We start from the raw sequence: 19,095 nt of genomic DNA, 5'->3' as shown, positions 1-19,095 counted from the left end.
CTTCGAGCGGCATGAGAACCCGCCTCGCCCTCGCGGCGCTACTGCTGGCCGGTGCCGCAGTCGTCGCCCCTGCTCCGGCCCAGGCCGCCTCCGCCCAGGTGGCGGCAGCGGCCACCGGATACGTCAAGGTCGGCTACTTCGTCCAGTGGGGCATCTACCGCCGCAACTTCCTCGTCCGCAACCTGCACACCTCCGGGATGGCCGCCAAGCTCACCCACATCAACTACGCCTTCGCCAACGTCGGCGCCGACGGCCGCTGCTTCGAGGCCAACGAGGCCGGGGTCGGCGACGCCTGGGCCGACTACCAGAAGCGGTTCAAGGCCGGTGAGTCCGTCGACGGGGTCGGCGACGTGGTCACCCAGCCGCTGGCCGGCAACTTCAACCAGCTGCGCAAGCTCAAGGCGATGTACCCGAACCTGAAGGTGCTGCTGTCGCTGGGCGGCTGGACCTGGTCGAAGTACTTCTCCGACGCCGCGCTCACCCCGGCCTCGCGGCAGACGCTGGTCGCCAGCTGCATCGACCTGTTCATCAAGGGCAACCTGCCGCTGATCGGCACCTCGCCGCACGGCGGCCCCGGCAGCGCGTACGGGGTCTTCGACGGGTTCGACCTCGACTGGGAGTGGCCCGGTTCGGAGGGCAACGCCGGCAACGTGGTGCGGCCCCAGGACAAGCAGAACTTCACGCTGCTGGCAGCCGAGTTCCGCAGCCAGCTCGCCGCCTACGGCGCCCAGGTGGGCCGGGTGTTCCAGCTGACCGCGTTCCTGCCCGCCGACCCGGCGAAGATCAGCGCCGGGGTCGAGCCCGCCCTGTTCAACCACCTCGACTTCGGCAACGTGCAGGGCTACGACCTGGTCGGCGCGTGGGACCCGAAGACCGGCCATCAGTCCAACCTGTACTCGACCGCGTCCTCGCCGTTCAGCGTGGACCTGGCCGTGGACACCTACCTGGCCCAGGGCGTGCCCGCCGCGAAGATCGTGGTCGGCATCCCGTACTACGGCCGCGGCTGGACCGGGGTCGCGAGCACGGGCAACGGGCTCTACCAGGCCGCGAGCGGACCCGCCCGGGGCACCTACGAGGACGGCGTGGACGACTACAAGAAGGTGGTCGCCAAGCAGGGCCCCGTCTTCTACGACCCGGTGGCCGGCGCGGCCTGGAAGTACGGCTCGAGCGCGTTCTGGTCGTACGACACTCCGCAGGTCATCGCCCAGAAGACGGCCTACATCAAGGCCAACGGCCTCGGCGGCAGCATGGCGTGGTCGCTGGACGGCGACACCGCCACCGGCGAGCTCACCGCGGCCATCCACAACGGCCTGAACTGACCCGCGAAACGCAGGCGGCGCAACCCTTCCGGGGGTGCGCCGCCTGCGCATTGTTAAATGTCGGTTTCGGCGCACGGCTGACATATACTCAGCGCCCACCGTCTATCCGTACATTGATCCAGCGATTGCGAAACCGCGGTCACCACCGCGCCGACCGCACTCCCGGAGGGCCATGGAGCTTGAGATTCGCCACCTCAAGGTGGTGTGCGCGATCGCCGACACCGGCAGCGTGACCAAGGCGGCGTCCCTGCTCGGGCTGGCCCAGCCCGCCGTCACCGCGCAGTTGCAGCGCATCGAGCGCGCTCTGGGCGGCCCGCTGTTCGAGCGGGGCCGCCACGGCGCCACCCCGACCGCGCTGGGCGAGCTGGTGCTGAGCCGCGCCCGGGTGGTGCTGCCCGCGATGAAGGGCCTGCAGGAGGACGCCACCCAGCTGGCGGGCCACCGGCTGCCGCCCAACCAGTGGCGCATCGGCGCGGTCAACGGGCCCATCCTGGGCGGTCTCATGTCCCGGCTCACGGCCGAGAACGACAGCCTGCAGGTGCTCACCCATCCGTCGCACTGGGCCGACAACCTGTCGGAGATGACCTCCGCGGGCAAGCTCGACTTCTGCGTCGTAGGCGTCTGCGGCGACACCGTGCCCGGCGATCCGGACGACGGCCTGGTCTGGCGCGAGATCGCCACCGACGCCGTCTTCGTGATGCTGCCCGAGAACCACGCGCTGGCCGGCAGCTGGGAGATCGACCTGGCGGACCTGGCCGAGGCGCAGTGGGCGAGCATGCCAGGCGACGGCTGCTTCGGCGCCTGCTTCACCGCCGCGTGCGCGCGGGCCGGATTCGCCCCGCGCAGCATGTACGAGATGGACATCGGCAACGCCCTGGACGCGGTGCACGCCGGGCACGCGGTCGGCCTGTGCAAGGCCACCTTCCGGCGGGTCGACGGCATCGTCACCGTGCCCATCGCGGGCGGGCCGCTGCGCTGGCGGCACCTGCTGGGCTGGCATCCGCGCAGCGCCGCCGCCGAGTTCGCCGACGTCATGCTCGCCCACGCCACCGCGGCGTACGAGGAGTCGGCCGCCCGCAACCCGCACTACCTCAAGTGGCGCGAGGCCAACCCGCGCTTCGCGGCCCGGGGTTCCATCGCATGACGCTATGACCGAACCAATATCTACTCATATAAATGGATTGCCGGTTGACTACCCGGCATGAACCGGAGAATCCTCTACACCTCCGCGGTGGCCGCCCTCACCCTGGGCATCACCGCAGCGCTGACGTACCCGGCCGTGGCCGGCCAGCGCCCCGACGCCACCACCGACGCCGCGATCGCGGCCGGTGTGTCGCCGCAGGTCTTCCAGGCTCTGTCGCGCGACCTGAAGCTCGACGCCAAGGGCGTCCAGCTCCGCCTGGCCAACGAGGCCAAGGCCGCCGGTGCCGACCTCAAGCTGCGCAAGGCGCTCGGCGCGAGCTACAGCGGCGCGTGGCTGTCGGCCGACGCCAAGACCTTCACCGTGGCGGTCAGCAACGCCGCCCAGGCCGAGCAGGTCAAGGCCGCCGGGGCGACCCCCCAGGTGGTCAAGCTCAGCCTGGCCCAGCTCGACGCGGCCAAGGCCAAGCTCGACGCGGTCGCGGCCAAGGCGCCCAAGTCGGTCCCCGGCTGGTACGTCGACGTCACCACCAACAGCGTCGTGGTGCTCGCCCACGCGGGCGGCGACGCGGCCTCGTTCATCAAGGCCAGCGGCATCGACGCCGGTGCCGTACGCGTCGAGGCGTCCACCGAGCGCCCGGTGCCCTACATCGACGTGATCGGCGGCAACGCCTACTACATCGGCGGCAGCCGGTGCTCGGTCGGCTTCCCGGTCGTCGGCGGCTTCGTCACCGCTGGCCACTGCGGCACCACCGGCTCGACCACCACGCAGCCCAGCGGCACCTTCCGCGGCTCCAGCTTCCCCGGCAACGACTACGCCTGGGTCCAGGTCGCCTCGGGCAACACCCCGCGCCCGTACGTCAACAACTACTCCGGCGGCAACGTGACCGTCGCCGGCTCCACCGAGGCCGCCGTCGGCGCGTCGGTGTGCCGCTCCGGCTCGACCACCGGCTGGCACTGCGGCACCATCCAGGCCCGCGGCGCGTCGGTGACCTATTCGCAGGGCACCGTCACCGGGCTCATCCGCACCAACGTCTGCGCCGAGCCGGGCGACTCGGGCGGCTCGCTCATCGCGGGCAGCCAGGCGCAGGGCGTCACCTCCGGCGGTTCGGGCAACTGCTCCTCCGGCGGCACCACGTACTTCCAGCCGGTCAACGAGATCCTGCAGGCGTACAGCCTGACGCTGATGACCAGCGGCACCACCCCGCCCAGCAACCCGCCGACCACCGGCTGCACGGGCTACGAGTTCACCCGCAGCGGCTCGCTGTCCAGCGGCGCCAGCGCCTACCAGCCGGACAACAGCTACTACACCTCGACGGCCTCCGGCACCCACCGCGGCTGCCTGGCGGGCCCGTCCGGCACCGACTACGACCTGTACCTGCAGAAGTGGAACGGGTCGGCGTGGGTCGTCGTGGCCCAGGGCGCGACCTCGTCCAGCTCCGAGACCCTGACCTACTCGGGCACCGCCGGCTCCTACCGCTACCGGGTGCACGCCTACAGCGGCTCCGGCAGCTACACCATGGGCTTCACCAACCCGTAAGACGTCTACCTCCCCAACCGTAGACGCCAGGCAGGGCCCGCCAGCCCTGCCTGGCACACGTCTTTCAGCAGCTTTCGGGCAAGATCGCTGTTCTGGGTGAATTCCAAGGCTCCAGATCGGTGGTATGACCGCAAGCGGGGATCACCAGCCCCAGAAGCCGCCCGGCCACACCCGGCGCCCACTCCCCGGGCAGACCAAGCGGGCCGACCTGGGCAGCACATATCATCCCGGTATGCGCCGTCCTGAACCCTCGAGCACACCCGACGCGCACGCCGAGCACGAGCACGGCCACGCGCACGCCGAGCACGGTCACGACCACCGGGCGGACGGCTGGTGGCATCGGCTGAAGCACCTGGTCACGCCGCATTCGCACGACAGCCTGGACAAGGTCGACAGTGCGATGGAGACCTCGCGCCAGGGGATCCGGGCGCTGTGGGTGTCGCTGCTGGTCCTCGGCGCCACCGCCGCTCTGCAGGCGGTGGTGGTGCTGTTCTCCGGGTCGGTGGCGCTGCTCGGCGACACGCTGCACAACGTCGCCGACGCGCTGACGGCCGTGCCGCTGGGCATCGCGTTCCTGGTCGGGCGGCGACCGGCCGACCGGCGCTACACCTACGGCTACGGCCGGGCCGAGGACCTGGCGGGCATCTTCATCGTGCTGACCATCGCGGTGTCGGCGGTGTGGGCCGGATGGGAGGCCGTGTCGCGGCTGCTGCACCCGCAGCAGGTCACGCACCTGCCGTACGTCGCGGCGGCCGCGGTCGTCGGGTTCCTCGGCAACGAGATCGTGGCGCGGTACCGGATCGTGGTCGGCCGGCGGATCGGCTCGGCCGCGCTGGTCGCCGACGGGCTGCACGCGCGCACCGACGGGTTCACCTCGCTGGCCGTGCTGCTCGGCGCGGGCGGGGTCGCCCTGGGCTGGTCCTGGGCCGACCCGGTCGTCGGCCTGCTGATCACGCTGGCGATCGCGGTAGTGCTCAAGGACGCCGCCCGCGAGGTGTACCGGCGGCTGATGGACGCCGTCGACCCCGACCTCGTCGCCACGGCCGAGCAGGCGCTGCGGGAGACCCCGGGCGTACGCGAGGTGGGGGCGGTGCGGATGCGCTGGATCGGGCACACGCTGCGGGCCGAGTGCGAGATCGTGGTCGACCCCGAGGCCCCCGTCCGGGTCGGGCACGCGATCGCGGTCGACGCCGAGCACCGGCTCATCCACGCCATCGGGCGCCTGTCCGCCGCGACCGTGCACGCCGACCCCGGCGGCGCCGAGGCCCACCAGGCCCTCGACCACCACCGGTAGCCGCGCACCGGTCAGTCCGGATCGAGCTTCCGCCTGGTCTCGGCCTCGTCCGGGTGACCCAGCTCGGCGAGGATGACCACCGCCGCGCGCCAGCAGCGCGCCGCCTCGACCGCCGCGCCCGCCTCGGCGTGCCCGTCGCCGATCCGGTCCAGCATGTACGCCTCCAGGTACCGGTCCCCGAGCCGCCGGAACAGCTCCAGCGCCTGCCCGTAGCAGTCCACGGCCCGTTCGTGGCGGCCCAGACGCAGGTGCGCGTAGCCCGCGCTGTCCAGCGCCTCGGCCTGCCCGCGCAGGTCGCCCCCGCGCCGGTGCAGCGCCAGGGACTGCTCGCAGCAGGACAGTGCCTGCTCATGGTCGCCGAGCACGGTGTGGTACCAGCCGAGGCTGTTGAGCGCGCTCGCCTGGCCGCGGACGTAACCGTCGGCCGTGGACAGCGCCAGCGCCTGCCGGGCGTGCGACACCGCCTCGGGCAGCCGCGTCTGCCGCTCGCGGACCCAGCTCATACCCAGATGGGTGTCGGTCTGGCCCACGGGGTCCGCCAGCTCGACGAACAGCGCCAGCGCCGCATCCAGCTGCGCCATCGCCCCGTCGTGGCGCCCGAGCAGCGCCAGCGCCCGGCCCAGGCCGCGATGCGTGTCGGCCTGCCCGGCCCGGTCGCCCAGGCGCCGCGCGGCGCGCACCGCCGCCTCCTGCGTGGCGGTCCAGTCGCGCCAGTGCCCCCGCCGCTGCAGGTACGTCGCCAGCGACCAGGCCAGCTGGCGGACGTGCACGTCGCAGCCCCAGGACTCGGCGGCCGCCACCGCGCCGACCAGCACGGCGTGCTCGGCGTCGAGCCACGCCTGGGCCTGCTCGATGTCGTCGAACGAGCGCACGGGCACCCCGGCTCCGGGCGACGCGAGCTCGATCGGGCGCCGCCCGGCCAGCAGCAGCCGGTCGGCGGCGAACGCCGTGTGCAGGTAGTGGTCGAGCAGCCGCTGCCGTGCCGCCTGCCGCCGGTCGTCCGGCTCGGTCGTCGCCAGCTCGGCCGCGTACGCCCGGAGCAGGTCGTGGCAGGTGTAGCGCCCGGGCTGATGCTGGACGACCAGATGCGCACCGACCAGCTCGGCGGTCGACCGCCGCGCCTGGTCGACCGGCACCCCGGCGGCCGCGGCCGCCGCGTCCAGCGTCCAGTCCGGTCCCGGATGCAGGCCCAGGAGCCGGAACAGCCGCGCGGCGGGCGCGCTCAGCAGCCGGTACGACCACGACAGCACGCTGCGCGGATCGGTGGCGCTGTCGTCGGCTCCGAGCGCGTCCAGCACCTCGCCCTCGCCCAGGTCACCGGCGATCCGCCGGAGCGGGAAGTCCGGCTGCAGCGCGGCACGCGCGGCGACGACCCGCAGCGCCAGCGGCAGCCCGGCACACCGGGCGACGATCTCGGCGACGGCGTCCGGCTCGGCCGCCAGCCGCAGCGGGCCCAGCCGCCTGGCCAGCACCTCCCGCGACTCCGCCGCCGTCAGCACGCCGAGGGTCACCGGGTGGGCGCCCTCGGCCACGACCAGGCCCGCCAGCCGGTCGCGGCTGGTGACCAGCACCATGGTGCCCGCCGAGCCGGGCAGCAGCGGCCGCACCTGGGTCGCGTCGCGGGCGTTGTCCAGCAGCACCAGCATCCGGCGCCCCGCCAGCAGGCTGCGGTACAGCGCGACGCCGGCCTGCTCGTCGGCCGGCACCCGGTCGGCGGGCACGCCGAGGGCGCCGAGGAATCCGCGTACCGCGTCGGCCGTCGCCAGCGCCGTGCCGCCCGGGTCGAAGCCGCGCAGGTTCACGTACAGCTGGCCGTCCGGGAAGCGGCGGGCCACCCGGTGCGCGAAGTGGACCGCCAGCGTGGTCTTGCCGACGCCGCCGGTGCCCACCACCGCCACCACCGTCGTGGCGCCGTCCGGGTCGTCGGGCAGCAGCGCGTGCAGGCGGGCCAACTCGACGCCGCGTCCGGCGAACCCGTGCCCGGCCAGGGGCAGTTGCGCCGGGGCCGGGACTGCCGGAGTCGCGGATCGGGGTGGGGCGGGATCGCTGTGCAGCATCGCGGCGTACCGGTCCTGCAGCCTCGGTCCGGGGTCCAGGCCCAGCTCCTCGGAGAGGCGAAGGCGCAGCCGGTGGTACGCGGCGAGCGCCTCCGGCCGCCGACCGGCCCCGTCCAGCGCCCGCATCAGCAGGTCCACCAGCGGTTCCCGGAACGGATGCCGGTCGGCCAGCGCCGCCAGCTCGGCCGTCACGTCGCGGGCGCCCGGCAGCGACAGCTCCGCCTCCAGGCACTCCTCCCAGGCCAGCAGGTGCCGCTCCTGCCAGATCCGGGCGGAGCGTTCGAGCCGGGGGCTGCCCAGCCCGGCCAGCGGCTCACCGCGCCACAGGCGCAGCGCCTCGCGGTAGACCTTCGCCGCCGCGAGCGGGTCCGGTTCCTGCCGGGCCTGGGCGAGCAGCTGCTCGAAGCCGTACGCGTCGATCTCGGCCGACTCCGGCCGCAGCAGGTAGCCGGAGCCGCGGGTGGTGATGAGGTCGGCGGCGGCGCCCGCGCCGGCCAGGTCCCGGCGCAGTCGGCCGACCAGGTCCTGCACCTGGCGGCGGGCGGTGGCCGGCGGGCGTTCCCAGACGGCGTCCACCAGCTCGTCGAAGGTGACCACGGCGCCCGCGCCGAGCAGCAGCGCGGCCAGCGCCCGCTCCTGACGGGGGCCGTTGAGACCGATCCGGCATCCGTCCGCGCGGACCTCCAGCGGGCCGAGCACACCGAACCAGATAGTCGTCAATATCCGCCGTCTTCCCTTGCGCCGTACATGTCCACATCAGATCACATCGGTCGGCGGTGATTCCTTCAGCCGTACGCGACCGCGGCACGGTGAGGATGAAACGAGGACGGGCCGAGGCCCGACGATCCTAGGCTCCCGATGATCCAATCCGGATCGCAGACAGATCGGATGCCCTGTGAGACAACATCTCGGACGGTTGACCGTGCTCGCCACGGCCGCGGCCGTGTCGATCGTGGCCGCGCCGGGCGCGGCCCACGCCGACATCACCACCGCGCAACCGGCGACGAGCACCGCGGTCGCCGTCATCACCGCCGACCCGGGCGCCAACGAGTGGGCCGGTACGACGGCGCAGGACGCGTACGCCACCGCCATGGCCCGCGCCGAGGCCTACCCCGACGAGCTGTCGATGCCGTACCTGGCCGACGGCGTGCTGTACTCGACCGTCACCGCCGCGGCGAGCACCACCGTGTCGTCGCTGGCCGGCAACTCGATCACCGTCTACACCTCCACCCAGCCGCCGAGCACGGCCGGGGACGGCGCCGAGGCCATCGAGCCGGTCGACGACCCGTACGCCGAGGTCAAGCCGCCCAACGTCGAGTCCGACCCGAACTCCGGCGACGACACCCTGCTCCGGTCGGCCGGCAGGGCGCTGGCGACGCCGCAGGTGGTGGGCGGCACCTCGCTGTACCCGACGAAGAAGACCGTCAAGTACAGCCTGAACGCGCTGATCGGCCCGCGCGACGAGGTGCTCGCCCTGACCGACCTGCCCGACAGCGGCGCGCTGCGCACCGCGTTCGTCGACGCGGAGACGAACCGGGTGGTGGTCAAGGCGGCCGCCGTGACCCAGCCGCTGCGCGAGGCGCTGGCCACCCGCTACGGCGCCGACCGGATCGCGCTGTGGCTGGTGCCGGGCTTCCCGACGCTGAGCGGAAAGGCGACCCGCCAGTCGGACACCAGCCCGTTCTACGGCGGCGCCTACTTCTCCACCTCGGTGGGCAGCTGCAGCACCGCGTTCGCCTGGACGCACCAGGGTGCCTCGTACATCCTCACCGCGGGGCACTGCACCAGCCTCAACGGCAGCGCGTACAACCCGACCACCGGCAAGATGGGCACCGTCACCGCCGACAACTGGAACAACACCACCGGCTCGGTGAGGGTGTACGGGCAGAGCTACTACGCCGGCGACGTGTCCACGATCAAGATGGGCACCAACCTGTTCTCCTGGGGCAACGTGTACCGGGGCGGCAGCAATTCGTCCTCGTCACGCAAGGTCACCTCGAAGTGGACCACCCTGTCGGGCCTGGGCGACCAGTACTGCGTGAGCGGCCAGGTCACCGGCGAGATGTGCGGCTTCCGGGTGATCAACCGGCTGGTGAACGTGCGCTACTCGGACGGCGCCATGCTGCGCAACGCCACCGAGGCGTACCGGTACGGCAACTGCACCCGGGGCGGCGACTCCGGCGCCCCGATCTACACGATCAAGAGCGACGGCAGCGTCGCGGCCAAGGGCGTGCTCAGCGGCGGCAGCACCAACACCAGCGGCAACTGCTACGACTACTTCTCCGAGATCTACCTGGCGGAGAAGTCGCTGCCCGGCATCATCAAGCTCGCCTACTGACCGGCGTGGCGCGCCACCCGGTGCGAGGGTGGGGTGCCGCGATCGGGGGCGTGAAAGGGCTGTTCGGCGCGGCGCGCCGGGCAGCCCTTTCACGTGTCCGGCCCGCCGCGGCGGCCGTACCGCGCTGGGACGAGGTCACCAGCTGGTTCGAGCTCGGCGACCCGCCCGGCGCGGAGAAGGCAGGCCCGCTCCCGCGGTCCATCCTCATCGGCTACGCCGGGAACGGGGCGGTGCTGCTCCGGGCGCCGGAGGTGCAGGGCATCGCCGACCTGCGGTCGGACCTGATCCACCGCCTGCGCCACACCAACCCCGAATGCCCCGGCCCACCCGCCGCATGAGCACCGCCACCACGTTTGGAAGGGGCCCTTCTACATCGGAAAGCGATAAGAAGGGTCCCTTCCTTACCTCTGGACGGTGACGACGGTGCCGTCGAGGCGGGCCTGCTCGGCGGCGAAGGTGGCCAGGTGCGAGTTCAGCGTCTGAGCAGGGCCCGACAGGATATGCCCGGCGTCGCCGGTGGCCACGGCGGCGACGAAGGCGTCCATCAGACCAGCGTCACCGCCGCCGTGGCCGCCCGCCGCGTCGGCCCCGCCGACGGTGCTGGGGTCGTGGCGGGTCGTCGCGCCGCTGACGAAGTCGTACACGGTGATGTCGTCGCCTTCGCAGACCAGCTCGCCGCGGGTGCCGAACAGCCTGGTCCGCCGGTGGCCGCCGGTGTTGAACGCGTTCATGGTGAACACCGCGCTGGCGCCGCCGTCGAACTCCATCGCGACCACCTGGTGGTCGACCACGTCGTTGTCGCAGGCGTACACGCAGCGCCCGTACGGCCCCTCGCGCAGCGCCGCGAGCAGCGCCTCCTCGGTGAACACCGGCGTGACCACGCTCAGCGGCCAGGAGTGCTGCCCCTGCGCGAGCCGCCCGCCGTAGAGCCGCTTCGCCGAGTACGGGCAGGCAGGCTCGACGGCGCAGTCCAGGCAGCGGTCGGCGGCGCCCTCGGGCCGGTGCTCGGGGCGGAAGTGCCGCAGGCCGCCGAAGCTGGACACCTTGGCGATGTCGCGCCCGACGATGTGCTGCAGCCAGTCGAGGTCGTGGCAGGACTTGGCCAGCAGCATGAAGCTGGACAGGTCCTGGCGGCGCCAGTTGCCGCGCACGAACGAGTGGGCCTGGTGCCAGAAGCCGACCGGCTCGTGGTGCTGCACCGACACGATCTCGCCGATCGCGCCCGAGTCGACCAGGTGCTTGACCATCCGGGTGTACGGCGCGTACCGCAGCACATGGCACACCGCGAGCAGCACCCCCGCCTCACGGACGGCGTCGACCACGCGTACGCAGTCGGCCGGGGTGGGCGCCATCGGCTTCTCCAGCATGATGTGCAGCCCGGCAGCGGCGGCGGCCAGGGCGGGCTCGACGTGCCCGGAGTCCTGGGTGGCGATGACGACCGCGTCGGCGTCCGGCCGGGCCGCGAGCAGTTCCCGCCAGTCCGGGTACCGGTGCTGCTCGGCGATGCCGTGCGCGGCGGCGAGGCGCTCGCGCCGGTCCGGGTCGGCTTCGGCCACGGCGACGACGCGGGCCCGGTCGGGGTGCGCCAGTGCCCACCGGGCGTACCCGGTGCCCCGGTCTCCGGCACCGATCAGCGCGAGCCGTACGGGTTCCATGGTCGCTCCTCCAGGCGCTGGGCTGCCCGAGGAACACTAGTAAGTGCTGACGACCTGAGCAAGGCTTACCGGCCACTCCACGCCGCCACCCGCCGCGCCTCCGGCGGTTAGGAAGGGACCCTTCCACATCGGATTCCGATAAGAAGGGCCCCTTCCTTACTTCAGGGCTAGCGGGTGGTGCAGAGGGTGCCGTTGAGGGTGAAGAGGGCGGGTGGGACGTTGGGGCCGGAGTAGCCGCCGACCAGGCCGATGTTGACGGTGGCTCCGGGGGCGATCACCTTGTTGAAGTCGGCGTTGCTGGCCAGGACCGAGGAGCCGGTCGAGGTCCAGGTGCCGTTCCAGCCGCTGTTGAACTGCTGCCAGGCGGTCGGCCAGGAGAACGCGAGGTTCCACGTGTCGATCGGGTTGGTGCCGGTGTTGGTGATGTCGATGCTGCCGACGTACCCGTTGCCCCAGTCGTTGACGTCGGCGAACGTCACCGCGCAGGAGGAGGCGGCCGGGGTGCCGGTCTGGAAGATGACCGGCGGCGAGGCCCAGGAGACCTTGCCGGAGCCGTCGCGCGCGATCACGTTGACGGTGTAGCGGGTGCCGGGCCGCAGGTTGTGCGCCGTGAACGTGGTGGCCGTGGTCTCGCCCCACTGCTCGGTGATGGTGCCGTTCTGCCGGTGGATCTCGTACTTCAGGCCGGTGCCGGCCGACGGGGCCCAGGTCAGGGTGGCGTCGGTGGCGGTGACCGCGCCGGCCGCGGGGCGGCCGGGGCGGGCCGGGCCGGTGACGGCGCCGGTCGGGCGCAGGACCAGGGTGGTCAGCGAGTACGGCGCGAGGGTGACCGAGGTGGCGCTGCCGGTCGTGGTGGTGATGGCGGTCGCGCCGTTGCCGTGGGTGAACACCTGCGCGGTGGCCGCCGGGGAGTAGCCCGTGTAGCTCAGGGTCACCGGCTTGGCGGCGGCCGGATCCTCGTTGACCAGCAGGACGGCCAGGTCGCCGTTGGCACGCCGGGCGGCGTGCGCCTTGACCAGCGGGTCGGAGGCGGCGGCCTTGACCAGCTGGTCGCCGGGCCGGGCGAACTTCGACAGCATCGCCAGCGCGTGGTACGGCGCGAACGGCGTGTTCATCGGGGGTTCGCAGACGCTGCCGTCGGTGGTGCAGCCGCCGCTGGACAGCAGGCCGAAGTCGCCGTAGTCGGGCTGGCCCTCGACGGTGGAGGTGGTGCCGATGCCGTTGTGGACGTTCCACCAGTCGATGGTGAAGACCCCGGCCGCGATCAGCGAGGCGTACGCGTCGGCGGCGAACAGGGCCCCGGGCTGGGTGTTCTGGCCGTAGCCGGCGTTGACCTCGGTGAGCGAGATGCCCAGGTCCTTGTGCGCGTACTTGGTGATCTGGTTGCGCACCAGCCAGACCGCGTCGGTGACGTGCGCGGTCTTGGACAGCGCGTCGGCCGCGCCGGAGCCGCCCGGGTACCAGTGCAGGATCACGAAGTCGACCGAGGGACCGGCGATCGACAGCACGACCTGGTTCCAGGTCCCGGCGTCGCCGCCCGCGACGATGCCGTCGGGCCAGTTACCGGGCGTGGTCAGCACCGCCCCGATCTTGATCGTCGGGTCGACGGCCTTCATGGCCTGGGCGAACTGCTTGACGTTCTCCGCGTACGCGGCCGGGCTCTTGTCCGCGTGGTCGTCCGCCTCCCACGCCGAGCCGTAGTGCCCGTTGCCGTAGAGCTCGTTGCCGATCTCCCAGTACTTCACGCCGTAGTTCTTCTCGATGTTGGCGTAGCGCACCCAGTCGGCGGCCTCCTGCGGGGTGCCGGTGCCGTAGTTGGCGATCACCACCGCCTGCGAGCCCGCGCGCCGCACTCCGGCCATGAAGTGGTCGAAGTCGGTGTTGGGCGCGACGTAGCCGCCGGGTGCGGTGTTGTCGCGCCAGTGGTAGATGTCGGAGTACGACCCGCCGGGGTAGCGCATGGCCTGCACCCCGGCGTTCTTCATCAGGTCGGCGACGGCGTTGGTGCCGAGTTCGGCGTCCCAGACGGCGTGGTTGACGCCGATCGCGGCGTCGCTGACGCTCTCCAGCCCGGCGCGGGCGTTGACGGAGACGGTGACGGCGGGGTCGGCCTGCGCCTGGGCGGGCGGGATGGCCAGGGTGGTGGCTACCAGCGCGAACGCCAGCAGCGAGGTCCGTGGTCTCATACGGTTGCGTCCTTATCGGGAGCGATGAATGGAAGCGCTCCCAAGCGTCGTATGAAGACCCCCGGGTGTCAATACCACCGTCTTTAAAGGATGGCGTCCCGACTAATCACCCTCGGCCAGCCGCGTCGCCGCGTCGCGGCCGGCCGTGTTGGCCCGGTCGAGGAAGTCGGCGATGAGGCGCAGCTGCTCCTCGTCGTAACCGGCGCAGATCTGGTCGAGGGAGGCGTTCATGCCCGCGTACAGGCCGAAGATCTCGGCGCCGCGGTCGGTCACGGGCCGCAGGGTGACCGCGCGCCGGTCGCTGGGGTGCCGGTCGCGCACGATCCACCCCGCCCGCTCCAACCGGTCGAGGATGCCGGTGAGCGTGGCCGGGTGCAGGCCGGCCTGGCGGGCCAGCGCGCTCGGGCTGATCGGCGCATGGCGGCTGATCACGTCGAGGCAGTCCAGGTCGACGTCCCTCAGTTCGAGCCGCCCCCCGACCTGCCGGTTGAGGATGGAGAGCTGATTGCGCAGGTCGCGCAGGGTGCGCTTGATACCCGCCGTCAACCGGCGCCGGTCGCGATCCGCACCTGTTACGGAAGTCATATTGTATGAACCTCGAACTCAGATAATACGATTCTCATATTGTACGAACTGAGCCGTCCACGGCGCGACGCTTCGCGCCGGAGAGGAAGCACCGTGCGACTCACCCTATTCGCCGCCACCGGCGGCATCGGCCGCCACATCCTGGAGCAGGCCACCGCCGCAGGTCACGAGGTCACCGCGGTCGTCCGCGACCCGTCGAAGCTGCCGCCGGGCGTACGAGCCGTGCGCGCCGACCTCAGCGCACCCGACGCGCACGCCCTCGCCGGGGCCGTGGACGGCGCCGATGCGGTGCTGTCGGGCCTCGGGCCACGGCGCCGTGCCGACTCCGACGTGACCGCCCCGGGCACCCGCGCCGTCATCGCCGCCATGCAGGCCACCGGCGTACGCCGCATCGTGGTGGTCAGCGCCGCGCCCGTGGCCACCGTCGCCTCGCCCGGCAACCCTCACCCGCCGCGGCATGACCCCGGCGACAGCTTCTTCGTCAAGTACCTCGGCGGGCCGCTGATCAAGGCGATCCTGCGCGAGCACTACGCCGACCTGGCCCTGATGGAGGACGCCCTGCGGGCCAGCGGGCTGGCGTGGACCTCGTTCCGGCCGCCCAGGCTCACCGACAAGCCGCTCACCGGCCGCTACCAGCTCGCCCTGGGCCGCAACGCGCCCGGCGCCTTCGCCAGCAGGGCGAACGTCGCCCACGCCATGCTCGACGCGCTGAACCGGCCCGAGACCATCGGGCAGGCCGTCGGCATCGCCGACTGACAGTGGCATGCCGCGCGCCCATCGGGGGTACGTCCCCGGGTGGCCGGTGCCGGCACCGGCCCCGACGAAGGGCACCGCCATGAACCCGATCAGAGGACTGTTCATCGTCGTCGCGGCGGCGGTCGCGGTGGCCGTCGCCACGCCCGCCGCCGCCCAGCCCTCCCCGAACGACCTCACCTACATGATCTCGGCGCACCAGGCCTATCTGGCCGGGATGGCCGCCGCGGACCTGGCCGCGCAGCGCGGCACCGCGGCGCAGGTCAAGGACCTGGGCAACCGGTTCCACGACGAGTACGCCAAGCTCGACGCCGACCTCACCGCGGTGGCCGACCGGGCGGGGGTGAAGCTGCCCGGCGAGATGACCGAGAACCAGCAGGCCGTCGCCGCCGAGCTGAAGCAGGCTACCGCCGGGGCGCCGTTCGACTGGCTGTGGCTGCGGACGCAGCGGGCCGCGACGGGCAACAGCATGAAGGACATCAGCCAGGAGCGGAACTACGGCAGCGACCGGACCGTCAAGGCGCACGCCGAGCAGGCCCTGAACGTCATCCGCGACCAGTACGTGGCGATCGACGAGGCGGGGGCGCAGCTCGGCGTGTGGCCTAGCCGGTAGCCGCGCGTTAACCCGGAGTTAGGCATCCGTCGATACCATCCGCGGATGCCGTCCCCGCAGTCGCACCACTTCGTCCTCAACGGATCCGACGATCTGACCTACCGGCTGGCCCAGCAGCTGTCCGACCGGTACCGCACCGACGCTGCCGGGTGAGTCGGAGCCCGGCACGACCGGCGACGGCCTGGACGACACGGCCCGGTCCCTGCTGGACCTGCCGCAAGACGACGACACCCGCGCCGCGACCCTGACGGCCCTGGACGGGCGCGACGCCGCCTGGTGGCTGCGGTTCGAACCGGAGCTGCGCGCGGCCGCCGACGCCGCCCGCCGAGCGGGGCGACGCAACAGGCTGCCCGGCAAGCTGCTCCAGGGCACCGCCGACGCACTCGACCTGGTGCTGGCGGGCTGCCACCCCGACGGGCGGCTGCGCGAGGCCGCCGCGATCCGGCTCGCCGGGCACCGCCGCCCCGCGAGCGCGGCCGTGCTCATGCTGCGCACCTGCGACTGGGCGCACCAGGTGCGCGCCGCCGCTCAGCACGCCCTCACGTCCGTGCTCACCGGGGTCGCCGACGACGGCCCGCTGCTGGTGCTCACCGTCGACCTGGCGGTGGCGCTGGACGGCCGCCTGCACGGCGGCTGGCTGCGCGGCCAGGTCGCGGACCTGCTGGCCGGGCTGTCCCCCGAGCAGCTCCAGCCGCTGCTGGCGGCCGGACCGGACCGGGTGCGCCGACTTGCTTACACGGCCGGTCTGGACCGGATCGGGGTCGAGCAGCTGCTCACGGCGGCCGGGCGCGACCGGGACACGATGGTGCGGCGCACCTGCGCCCACGCCGTGCTGGCCCGGGCCGCGACGGACCTGCCCGTGCTGCGCCGCCTGCGCGACAGCCGCAGTGCCCTGGTCCGCGCCGAGGCCGTCCGGCTGCTGGCGCGGCTCGGGGAGTTCGACGCCGATGCCGCGCTGACCGACCGGTATCCGCTGGTCCGCGAGGTCGCCCAGGCCGCCGTACGGCGGGCGGGCGGCGACCCGGTCGACCACTACCGCCGGCTGGCGGTCGGGCAGCCGCTGCCCGTCCCGGTGCTGGCCGGTATCGGCGAGACCGGCACACCGGACGACGCCGAGCTGCTCCGCGCGAACCTGGCCCACCCGTACGCCAGGGGACGGCTGACGGCGCTGCGCGGCCTGCGGCGGCTCGGTCCGGTCCCGGGTGAGCTGCTGCGGCCGCTGCTGGACGATCAGTCCGGGGCGGTGCTGCGCCTGGCCGTGCGGACCATCGCCGAGCAGCCGAGCGCAGGCTGGCAACCGCTGCGGGACCTGGCCGCCCCCGGTCGGCCGTCCGCCCACCGGATCACGGCGCTGCGGGCCCTGGACCGGACGTGATCCGTGGTGGACCCTCCGCACCGCGCTGGACTCGCTCACCGACCCTGACGACCGGATCCGCGAGCTCGCCAGGGCAGCCGTGCGGCAGTGGCCCGACGGCGCCCGGCTGCGGCACCCGTCCGACGAGGTACGGGCGGAGATCGCGGCGGCCCTGGACCGGGCCGAGCCGGTCGTCGGGCGCCAGCACACGGACCTGCTGCGCTTCATGGCCCGGGTCGGCGACCGCACCTCCCGATGACAGTGTGCGCACGGGTGGGGTCGTCCGGACGACCCCACCCGTGCGCGCCGCCGGATCAGAAGCCCTTGAACACCCGGCGGAGCAGGTCCAGGTCGGCTGCGCCCTCGACCGCGACCCCGGCCGGGGTGTGCTCGGGCGACAGGCGCCCGACGACCAGGCGCAGCCACGCCTCGGCCGGGAGGTGCAGCACGCCGTCCGGCTGCTCGGGCACGTCGCCGAGCACCACGGGGTCGGCCAGGTGCAGGCCCAGTACGCGGTGCGGTTCGGTCAGCTCCACCCGCACCTTCGCCTCGCGGCCCTCCAGCGCGGCGGGCTTGGCCAGCCAGGCGAACATGCCGCCGGTGAAGCCGAGCAGCAGCGGCACCGCCTCGGGGTGCAGCACGGCCGCCGGATCGGTGCCGACGCGTACGTCCCACGAGTGGAAGGTGAACTCGCTCAACCGCAGCCCGGCCGAGGTGGCCACGTCGACCGGGGCGGGCAGGAAGCCCAGGTCGACCCGCAGCTCCTTGCGGGTGGCAGGGTCGAGCTCCTCGTACCGGCGCAGCATCTTCTCGTTGGCGGTCACGTACGCCGTTGCCCGCTCGGTGCGCGACATGGCGTCCCAGCGCGCCCACACGCCCCGGTTGAACTCGATCCCCTTGTTGGGCTCGCCCGCCAGCGCCGCCTCCAGGGTGGCCAGGTGGATCTCGGCGCCGCTGCCCAGGTGGCTCAGCACCTGCGACACGTCCCATTCGGCGGACCCGGACGGTCCGGCCAGGCCGTCCTCGTCCAGCCCGGCCACGAGCGGAGCGAGGTGGTCGTAGCCGGACCGCAGCGCGGCGATCGCCGCGTCGGCGTTACTGGTCATCAGGTTCTCCCTCGTTCGGTCACGCTTACGCAACGCACCAACCCGCGGTCGGCGCGCGGCATTCCGCCCCGGCCGCCGGGTTTGCCCGGGACGCCGCAGCGGGTATCCAACGAGAATGAGCACCAGACCGACCTGGCGGGCGCACGAGCGCGAGGGCGAGCTGACCACCGCCGAACGCAACGACCTGCCCGAGCACGTGTTCGCGATACCGGACAAGCGGAAGCTGCCGCTCACCGACGCCGAGCACGTCCGCAACGCGCTGGCGCGGTTCGACCAGCTTAAGGACGTGAACGACGACGATCGGGACCTGGCCTTCGCCAACATCCTGGCCGCGGCGAGGCACTACGACGTGGACGTCGCCGAGACGAGCTGGCGGCAGCTCGGTCGCGAGCCGCACACCGCCGATCCCGCGAACCGCTGAGGGCGCGTCAGACGTCGGCGCCCTCGACCCTGGACGAGGCCAGTTCGCAGACGGCCACCAGCCGCCAGGTGATCTCGTCGGCGTAGCGCCAGAGCACGTCCTCGCCCTCGGGCAGAGTCCAGCCGAGCCCGCTGGCGGCGTCGACGAGGCCGTCGGCGTAGCTGGCGAGCTCGTCGAGGGTGGGCTGGCGGTCGTCGGGGGCGAGCAGGTCCCCGACCCGGGCGGTGAGCTGGTCGAGCAGGGCGCGCAGCCCGGCGTCGCGGGCGGCTGCGGCCCGGCCCGCGTCGCCGAGGCGGCGGGCGTAGCGGTCGAGCACGAAGCGTGCCAGCTCTGCTTCGGGCAGGTCGCGATCGATGCGGCGAGGCTGGTCCATGCGGGCGAGGCTAGGTGCGACTGGCGCCGGTGCCAACACCGTAGAGCGTTACAGATTGGCGAACCACCCGATCAGCCGGTCCGACGATGGCCGACCGGCTGCCGCGTCCAGACGCGACGGTGGGGTACGGGTGTGTCGGGCGGCGCAAAGAAAAGGCTCGTCGGGCGACCACGGGGGAAGTCGTCCGACGAGCGTGCCTTCACTATACGCCCCGGATGGCGTTGTGGCGCAAGGGGTCCGCCCGGGCAATGCTCAGGTTGACATGAGCTGCGGAATCGACGTGCCCCAGGCCGGTCGGCGGGTTCACCGTAATTGATTTGAAACCGGTCGGGCGGCCATCGCATGCTGGGGCCAGCACAGA

17 protein-coding genes are annotated in these 19,095 nt (G+C 72.7%); 11 read left to right on the top strand and 6 right to left on the bottom strand.

The features are described 5' to 3' along the window. The first annotated feature begins 11 nt into the window (after positions 1-11). The 4 genes from QEZ54_RS19485 to QEZ54_RS19470 all read left to right on the top strand — a co-directional run bounded on the left by QEZ54_RS19485 (position 12) and on the right by QEZ54_RS19470 (position 5,293). Complete coding sequence (locus QEZ54_RS19485) at positions 12-1,319, top strand: glycoside hydrolase family 18 protein (protein WP_281306085.1); 1,308 nt, start codon at positions 12-14, stop codon at positions 1,317-1,319. Between the two features lie 172 nt (positions 1,320-1,491). Further along, the gene (locus QEZ54_RS19480) at positions 1,492-2,463 is read left to right on the top strand and encodes a LysR family transcriptional regulator (protein WP_281306084.1); all 972 of its coding nucleotides are present in this window, start codon (positions 1,492-1,494) and stop codon (positions 2,461-2,463) included. A gap of 57 nt (positions 2,464-2,520) precedes the next feature. Then, entirely contained in the window at positions 2,521-3,999 is a 1,479-nt protein-coding gene (locus QEZ54_RS19475; protein ID WP_281306083.1) for an alpha-lytic protease prodomain-containing protein, read from the top strand. Positions 4,000-4,231: 232 nt separating this feature from the next. Beyond that, complete coding sequence (locus tag QEZ54_RS19470) at positions 4,232-5,293, top strand: cation diffusion facilitator family transporter (protein ID WP_281306082.1); 1,062 nt, start codon at positions 4,232-4,234, stop codon at positions 5,291-5,293. An 11-nt stretch (positions 5,294-5,304) separates the two neighbouring features. Here QEZ54_RS19470 and QEZ54_RS19465 read toward each other — a convergent pair whose 3' ends face one another. Further along, positions 5,305-8,070 (bottom strand): BTAD domain-containing putative transcriptional regulator, encoded by a 2,766-nt coding sequence (locus tag QEZ54_RS19465; RefSeq protein ID WP_281306081.1) that lies wholly within the window; start codon positions 8,068-8,070, stop codon positions 5,305-5,307. 175 nt (positions 8,071-8,245) lie between these two features. Between QEZ54_RS19465 and QEZ54_RS19460 the strand changes: the two genes are divergently transcribed. After that, positions 8,246-9,688, top strand: coding sequence for a hypothetical protein (locus QEZ54_RS19460; protein WP_281306080.1), 1,443 nt, complete (start codon positions 8,246-8,248; stop codon positions 9,686-9,688). A 50-nt stretch (positions 9,689-9,738) separates the two neighbouring features. After that, entirely contained in the window at positions 9,739-10,026 is a 288-nt protein-coding gene (locus tag QEZ54_RS19455) for a hypothetical protein (protein WP_281306079.1), read from the top strand. A gap of 63 nt (positions 10,027-10,089) precedes the next feature. Here the strand turns inward: QEZ54_RS19455 and QEZ54_RS19450 are convergent, their stop codons facing one another. The 3 genes from QEZ54_RS19450 to QEZ54_RS19440 all read right to left on the bottom strand — a co-directional run bounded on the left by QEZ54_RS19450 (position 10,090) and on the right by QEZ54_RS19440 (position 14,114). Beyond that, complete coding sequence (locus tag QEZ54_RS19450; protein WP_281306078.1) at positions 10,090-11,343, bottom strand: Gfo/Idh/MocA family oxidoreductase; 1,254 nt, start codon at positions 11,341-11,343, stop codon at positions 10,090-10,092. A gap of 167 nt (positions 11,344-11,510) precedes the next feature. After that, entirely contained in the window at positions 11,511-13,529 is a 2,019-nt protein-coding gene (locus tag QEZ54_RS19445) for a cellulose binding domain-containing protein (protein ID WP_281306077.1), read from the bottom strand. Between the two features lie 102 nt (positions 13,530-13,631). Then, on the bottom strand, positions 13,632-14,114 hold the full coding sequence (locus QEZ54_RS19440; protein WP_281306076.1) for a MarR family transcriptional regulator: 483 nt from the start codon (positions 14,112-14,114) through the stop codon (positions 13,632-13,634). Between the two features lie 93 nt (positions 14,115-14,207). Between QEZ54_RS19440 and QEZ54_RS19435 the strand changes: the two genes are divergently transcribed. The 4 genes from QEZ54_RS19435 to QEZ54_RS19420 all read left to right on the top strand — a co-directional run bounded on the left by QEZ54_RS19435 (position 14,208) and on the right by QEZ54_RS19420 (position 17,093). Beyond that, positions 14,208-14,870, top strand: coding sequence for an NAD(P)H-binding protein (locus QEZ54_RS19435; RefSeq protein WP_281306075.1), 663 nt, complete (start codon positions 14,208-14,210; stop codon positions 14,868-14,870). Between the two features lie 79 nt (positions 14,871-14,949). Then, positions 14,950-15,480 (top strand): DUF4142 domain-containing protein, encoded by a 531-nt coding sequence (locus tag QEZ54_RS19430; protein WP_281306074.1) that lies wholly within the window; start codon positions 14,950-14,952, stop codon positions 15,478-15,480. Between the two features lie 391 nt (positions 15,481-15,871). Then, positions 15,872-16,855, top strand: a complete 984-nt coding sequence (locus QEZ54_RS19425) for a hypothetical protein (protein ID WP_281306073.1) — start codon at positions 15,872-15,874, stop codon at positions 16,853-16,855. A gap of 79 nt (positions 16,856-16,934) precedes the next feature. Beyond that, complete coding sequence (locus QEZ54_RS19420) at positions 16,935-17,093, top strand: hypothetical protein (RefSeq protein WP_281306072.1); 159 nt, start codon at positions 16,935-16,937, stop codon at positions 17,091-17,093. Positions 17,094-17,148: 55 nt separating this feature from the next. On the opposite strand, the gene QEZ54_RS19415 is transcribed toward QEZ54_RS19420, so the two are convergent. Then, positions 17,149-17,940: a maleylpyruvate isomerase family mycothiol-dependent enzyme gene (locus QEZ54_RS19415; RefSeq protein ID WP_281306071.1), complete on the bottom strand. Its 792-nt coding sequence runs from the start codon at positions 17,938-17,940 to the stop codon at positions 17,149-17,151. A gap of 115 nt (positions 17,941-18,055) precedes the next feature. Here QEZ54_RS19415 and QEZ54_RS19410 point away from each other — a divergent pair, with 115 nt between their 5' ends. Further along, positions 18,056-18,361 (top strand): DUF6582 domain-containing protein, encoded by a 306-nt coding sequence (locus QEZ54_RS19410; RefSeq protein ID WP_281306070.1) that lies wholly within the window; start codon positions 18,056-18,058, stop codon positions 18,359-18,361. Positions 18,362-18,368: 7 nt separating this feature from the next. Here the strand turns inward: QEZ54_RS19410 and QEZ54_RS19405 are convergent, their stop codons facing one another. Next, positions 18,369-18,734: a DUF6401 family natural product biosynthesis protein gene (locus tag QEZ54_RS19405; RefSeq protein WP_281306069.1), complete on the bottom strand. Its 366-nt coding sequence runs from the start codon at positions 18,732-18,734 to the stop codon at positions 18,369-18,371. Positions 18,735-19,095: the final 361 nt, after the last annotated feature.

Source organism: Catellatospora sp. KI3 (assembly GCF_029948125.1).
Lineage (GTDB): Bacteria > Actinomycetota > Actinomycetes > Mycobacteriales > Micromonosporaceae > Catellatospora.
Note: the sequence above shows the minus strand (reverse complement) of the source record. Positions and strands in the feature narration are given on the sequence as shown.

Bases quoted from the DNA above. Each gene is read 5' to 3' on its own strand.
- QEZ54_RS19485 (WP_281306085.1), top strand. From the start codon at position 12: ATGAGAACCCGCCTCGCCCTCGCGGCGCTACTGCTGGCCGGTGCCGCA.
- QEZ54_RS19480 (WP_281306084.1), top strand. From the start codon at position 1,492: ATGGAGCTTGAGATTCGCCACCTCAAGGTGGTGTGCGCGATCGCCGAC.
- QEZ54_RS19475 (WP_281306083.1), top strand. From the start codon at position 2,521: ATGAACCGGAGAATCCTCTACACCTCCGCGGTGGCCGCCCTCACCCTG.
- QEZ54_RS19470 (WP_281306082.1), top strand. From the start codon at position 4,232: ATGCGCCGTCCTGAACCCTCGAGCACACCCGACGCGCACGCCGAGCAC.
- QEZ54_RS19450 (WP_281306078.1), bottom strand. From the start codon at position 11,343: ATGGAACCCGTACGGCTCGCGCTGATCGGTGCCGGAGACCGGGGCACC.
- QEZ54_RS19445 (WP_281306077.1), bottom strand. From the start codon at position 13,529: ATGAGACCACGGACCTCGCTGCTGGCGTTCGCGCTGGTAGCCACCACC.
- QEZ54_RS19440 (WP_281306076.1), bottom strand. From the start codon at position 14,114: ATGACTTCCGTAACAGGTGCGGATCGCGACCGGCGCCGGTTGACGGCG.
- QEZ54_RS19430 (WP_281306074.1), top strand. From the start codon at position 14,950: ATGAACCCGATCAGAGGACTGTTCATCGTCGTCGCGGCGGCGGTCGCG.
- QEZ54_RS19415 (WP_281306071.1), bottom strand. From the start codon at position 17,940: ATGACCAGTAACGCCGACGCGGCGATCGCCGCGCTGCGGTCCGGCTAC.
- QEZ54_RS19410 (WP_281306070.1), top strand. From the start codon at position 18,056: ATGAGCACCAGACCGACCTGGCGGGCGCACGAGCGCGAGGGCGAGCTG.
- QEZ54_RS19405 (WP_281306069.1), bottom strand. From the start codon at position 18,734: ATGGACCAGCCTCGCCGCATCGATCGCGACCTGCCCGAAGCAGAGCTG.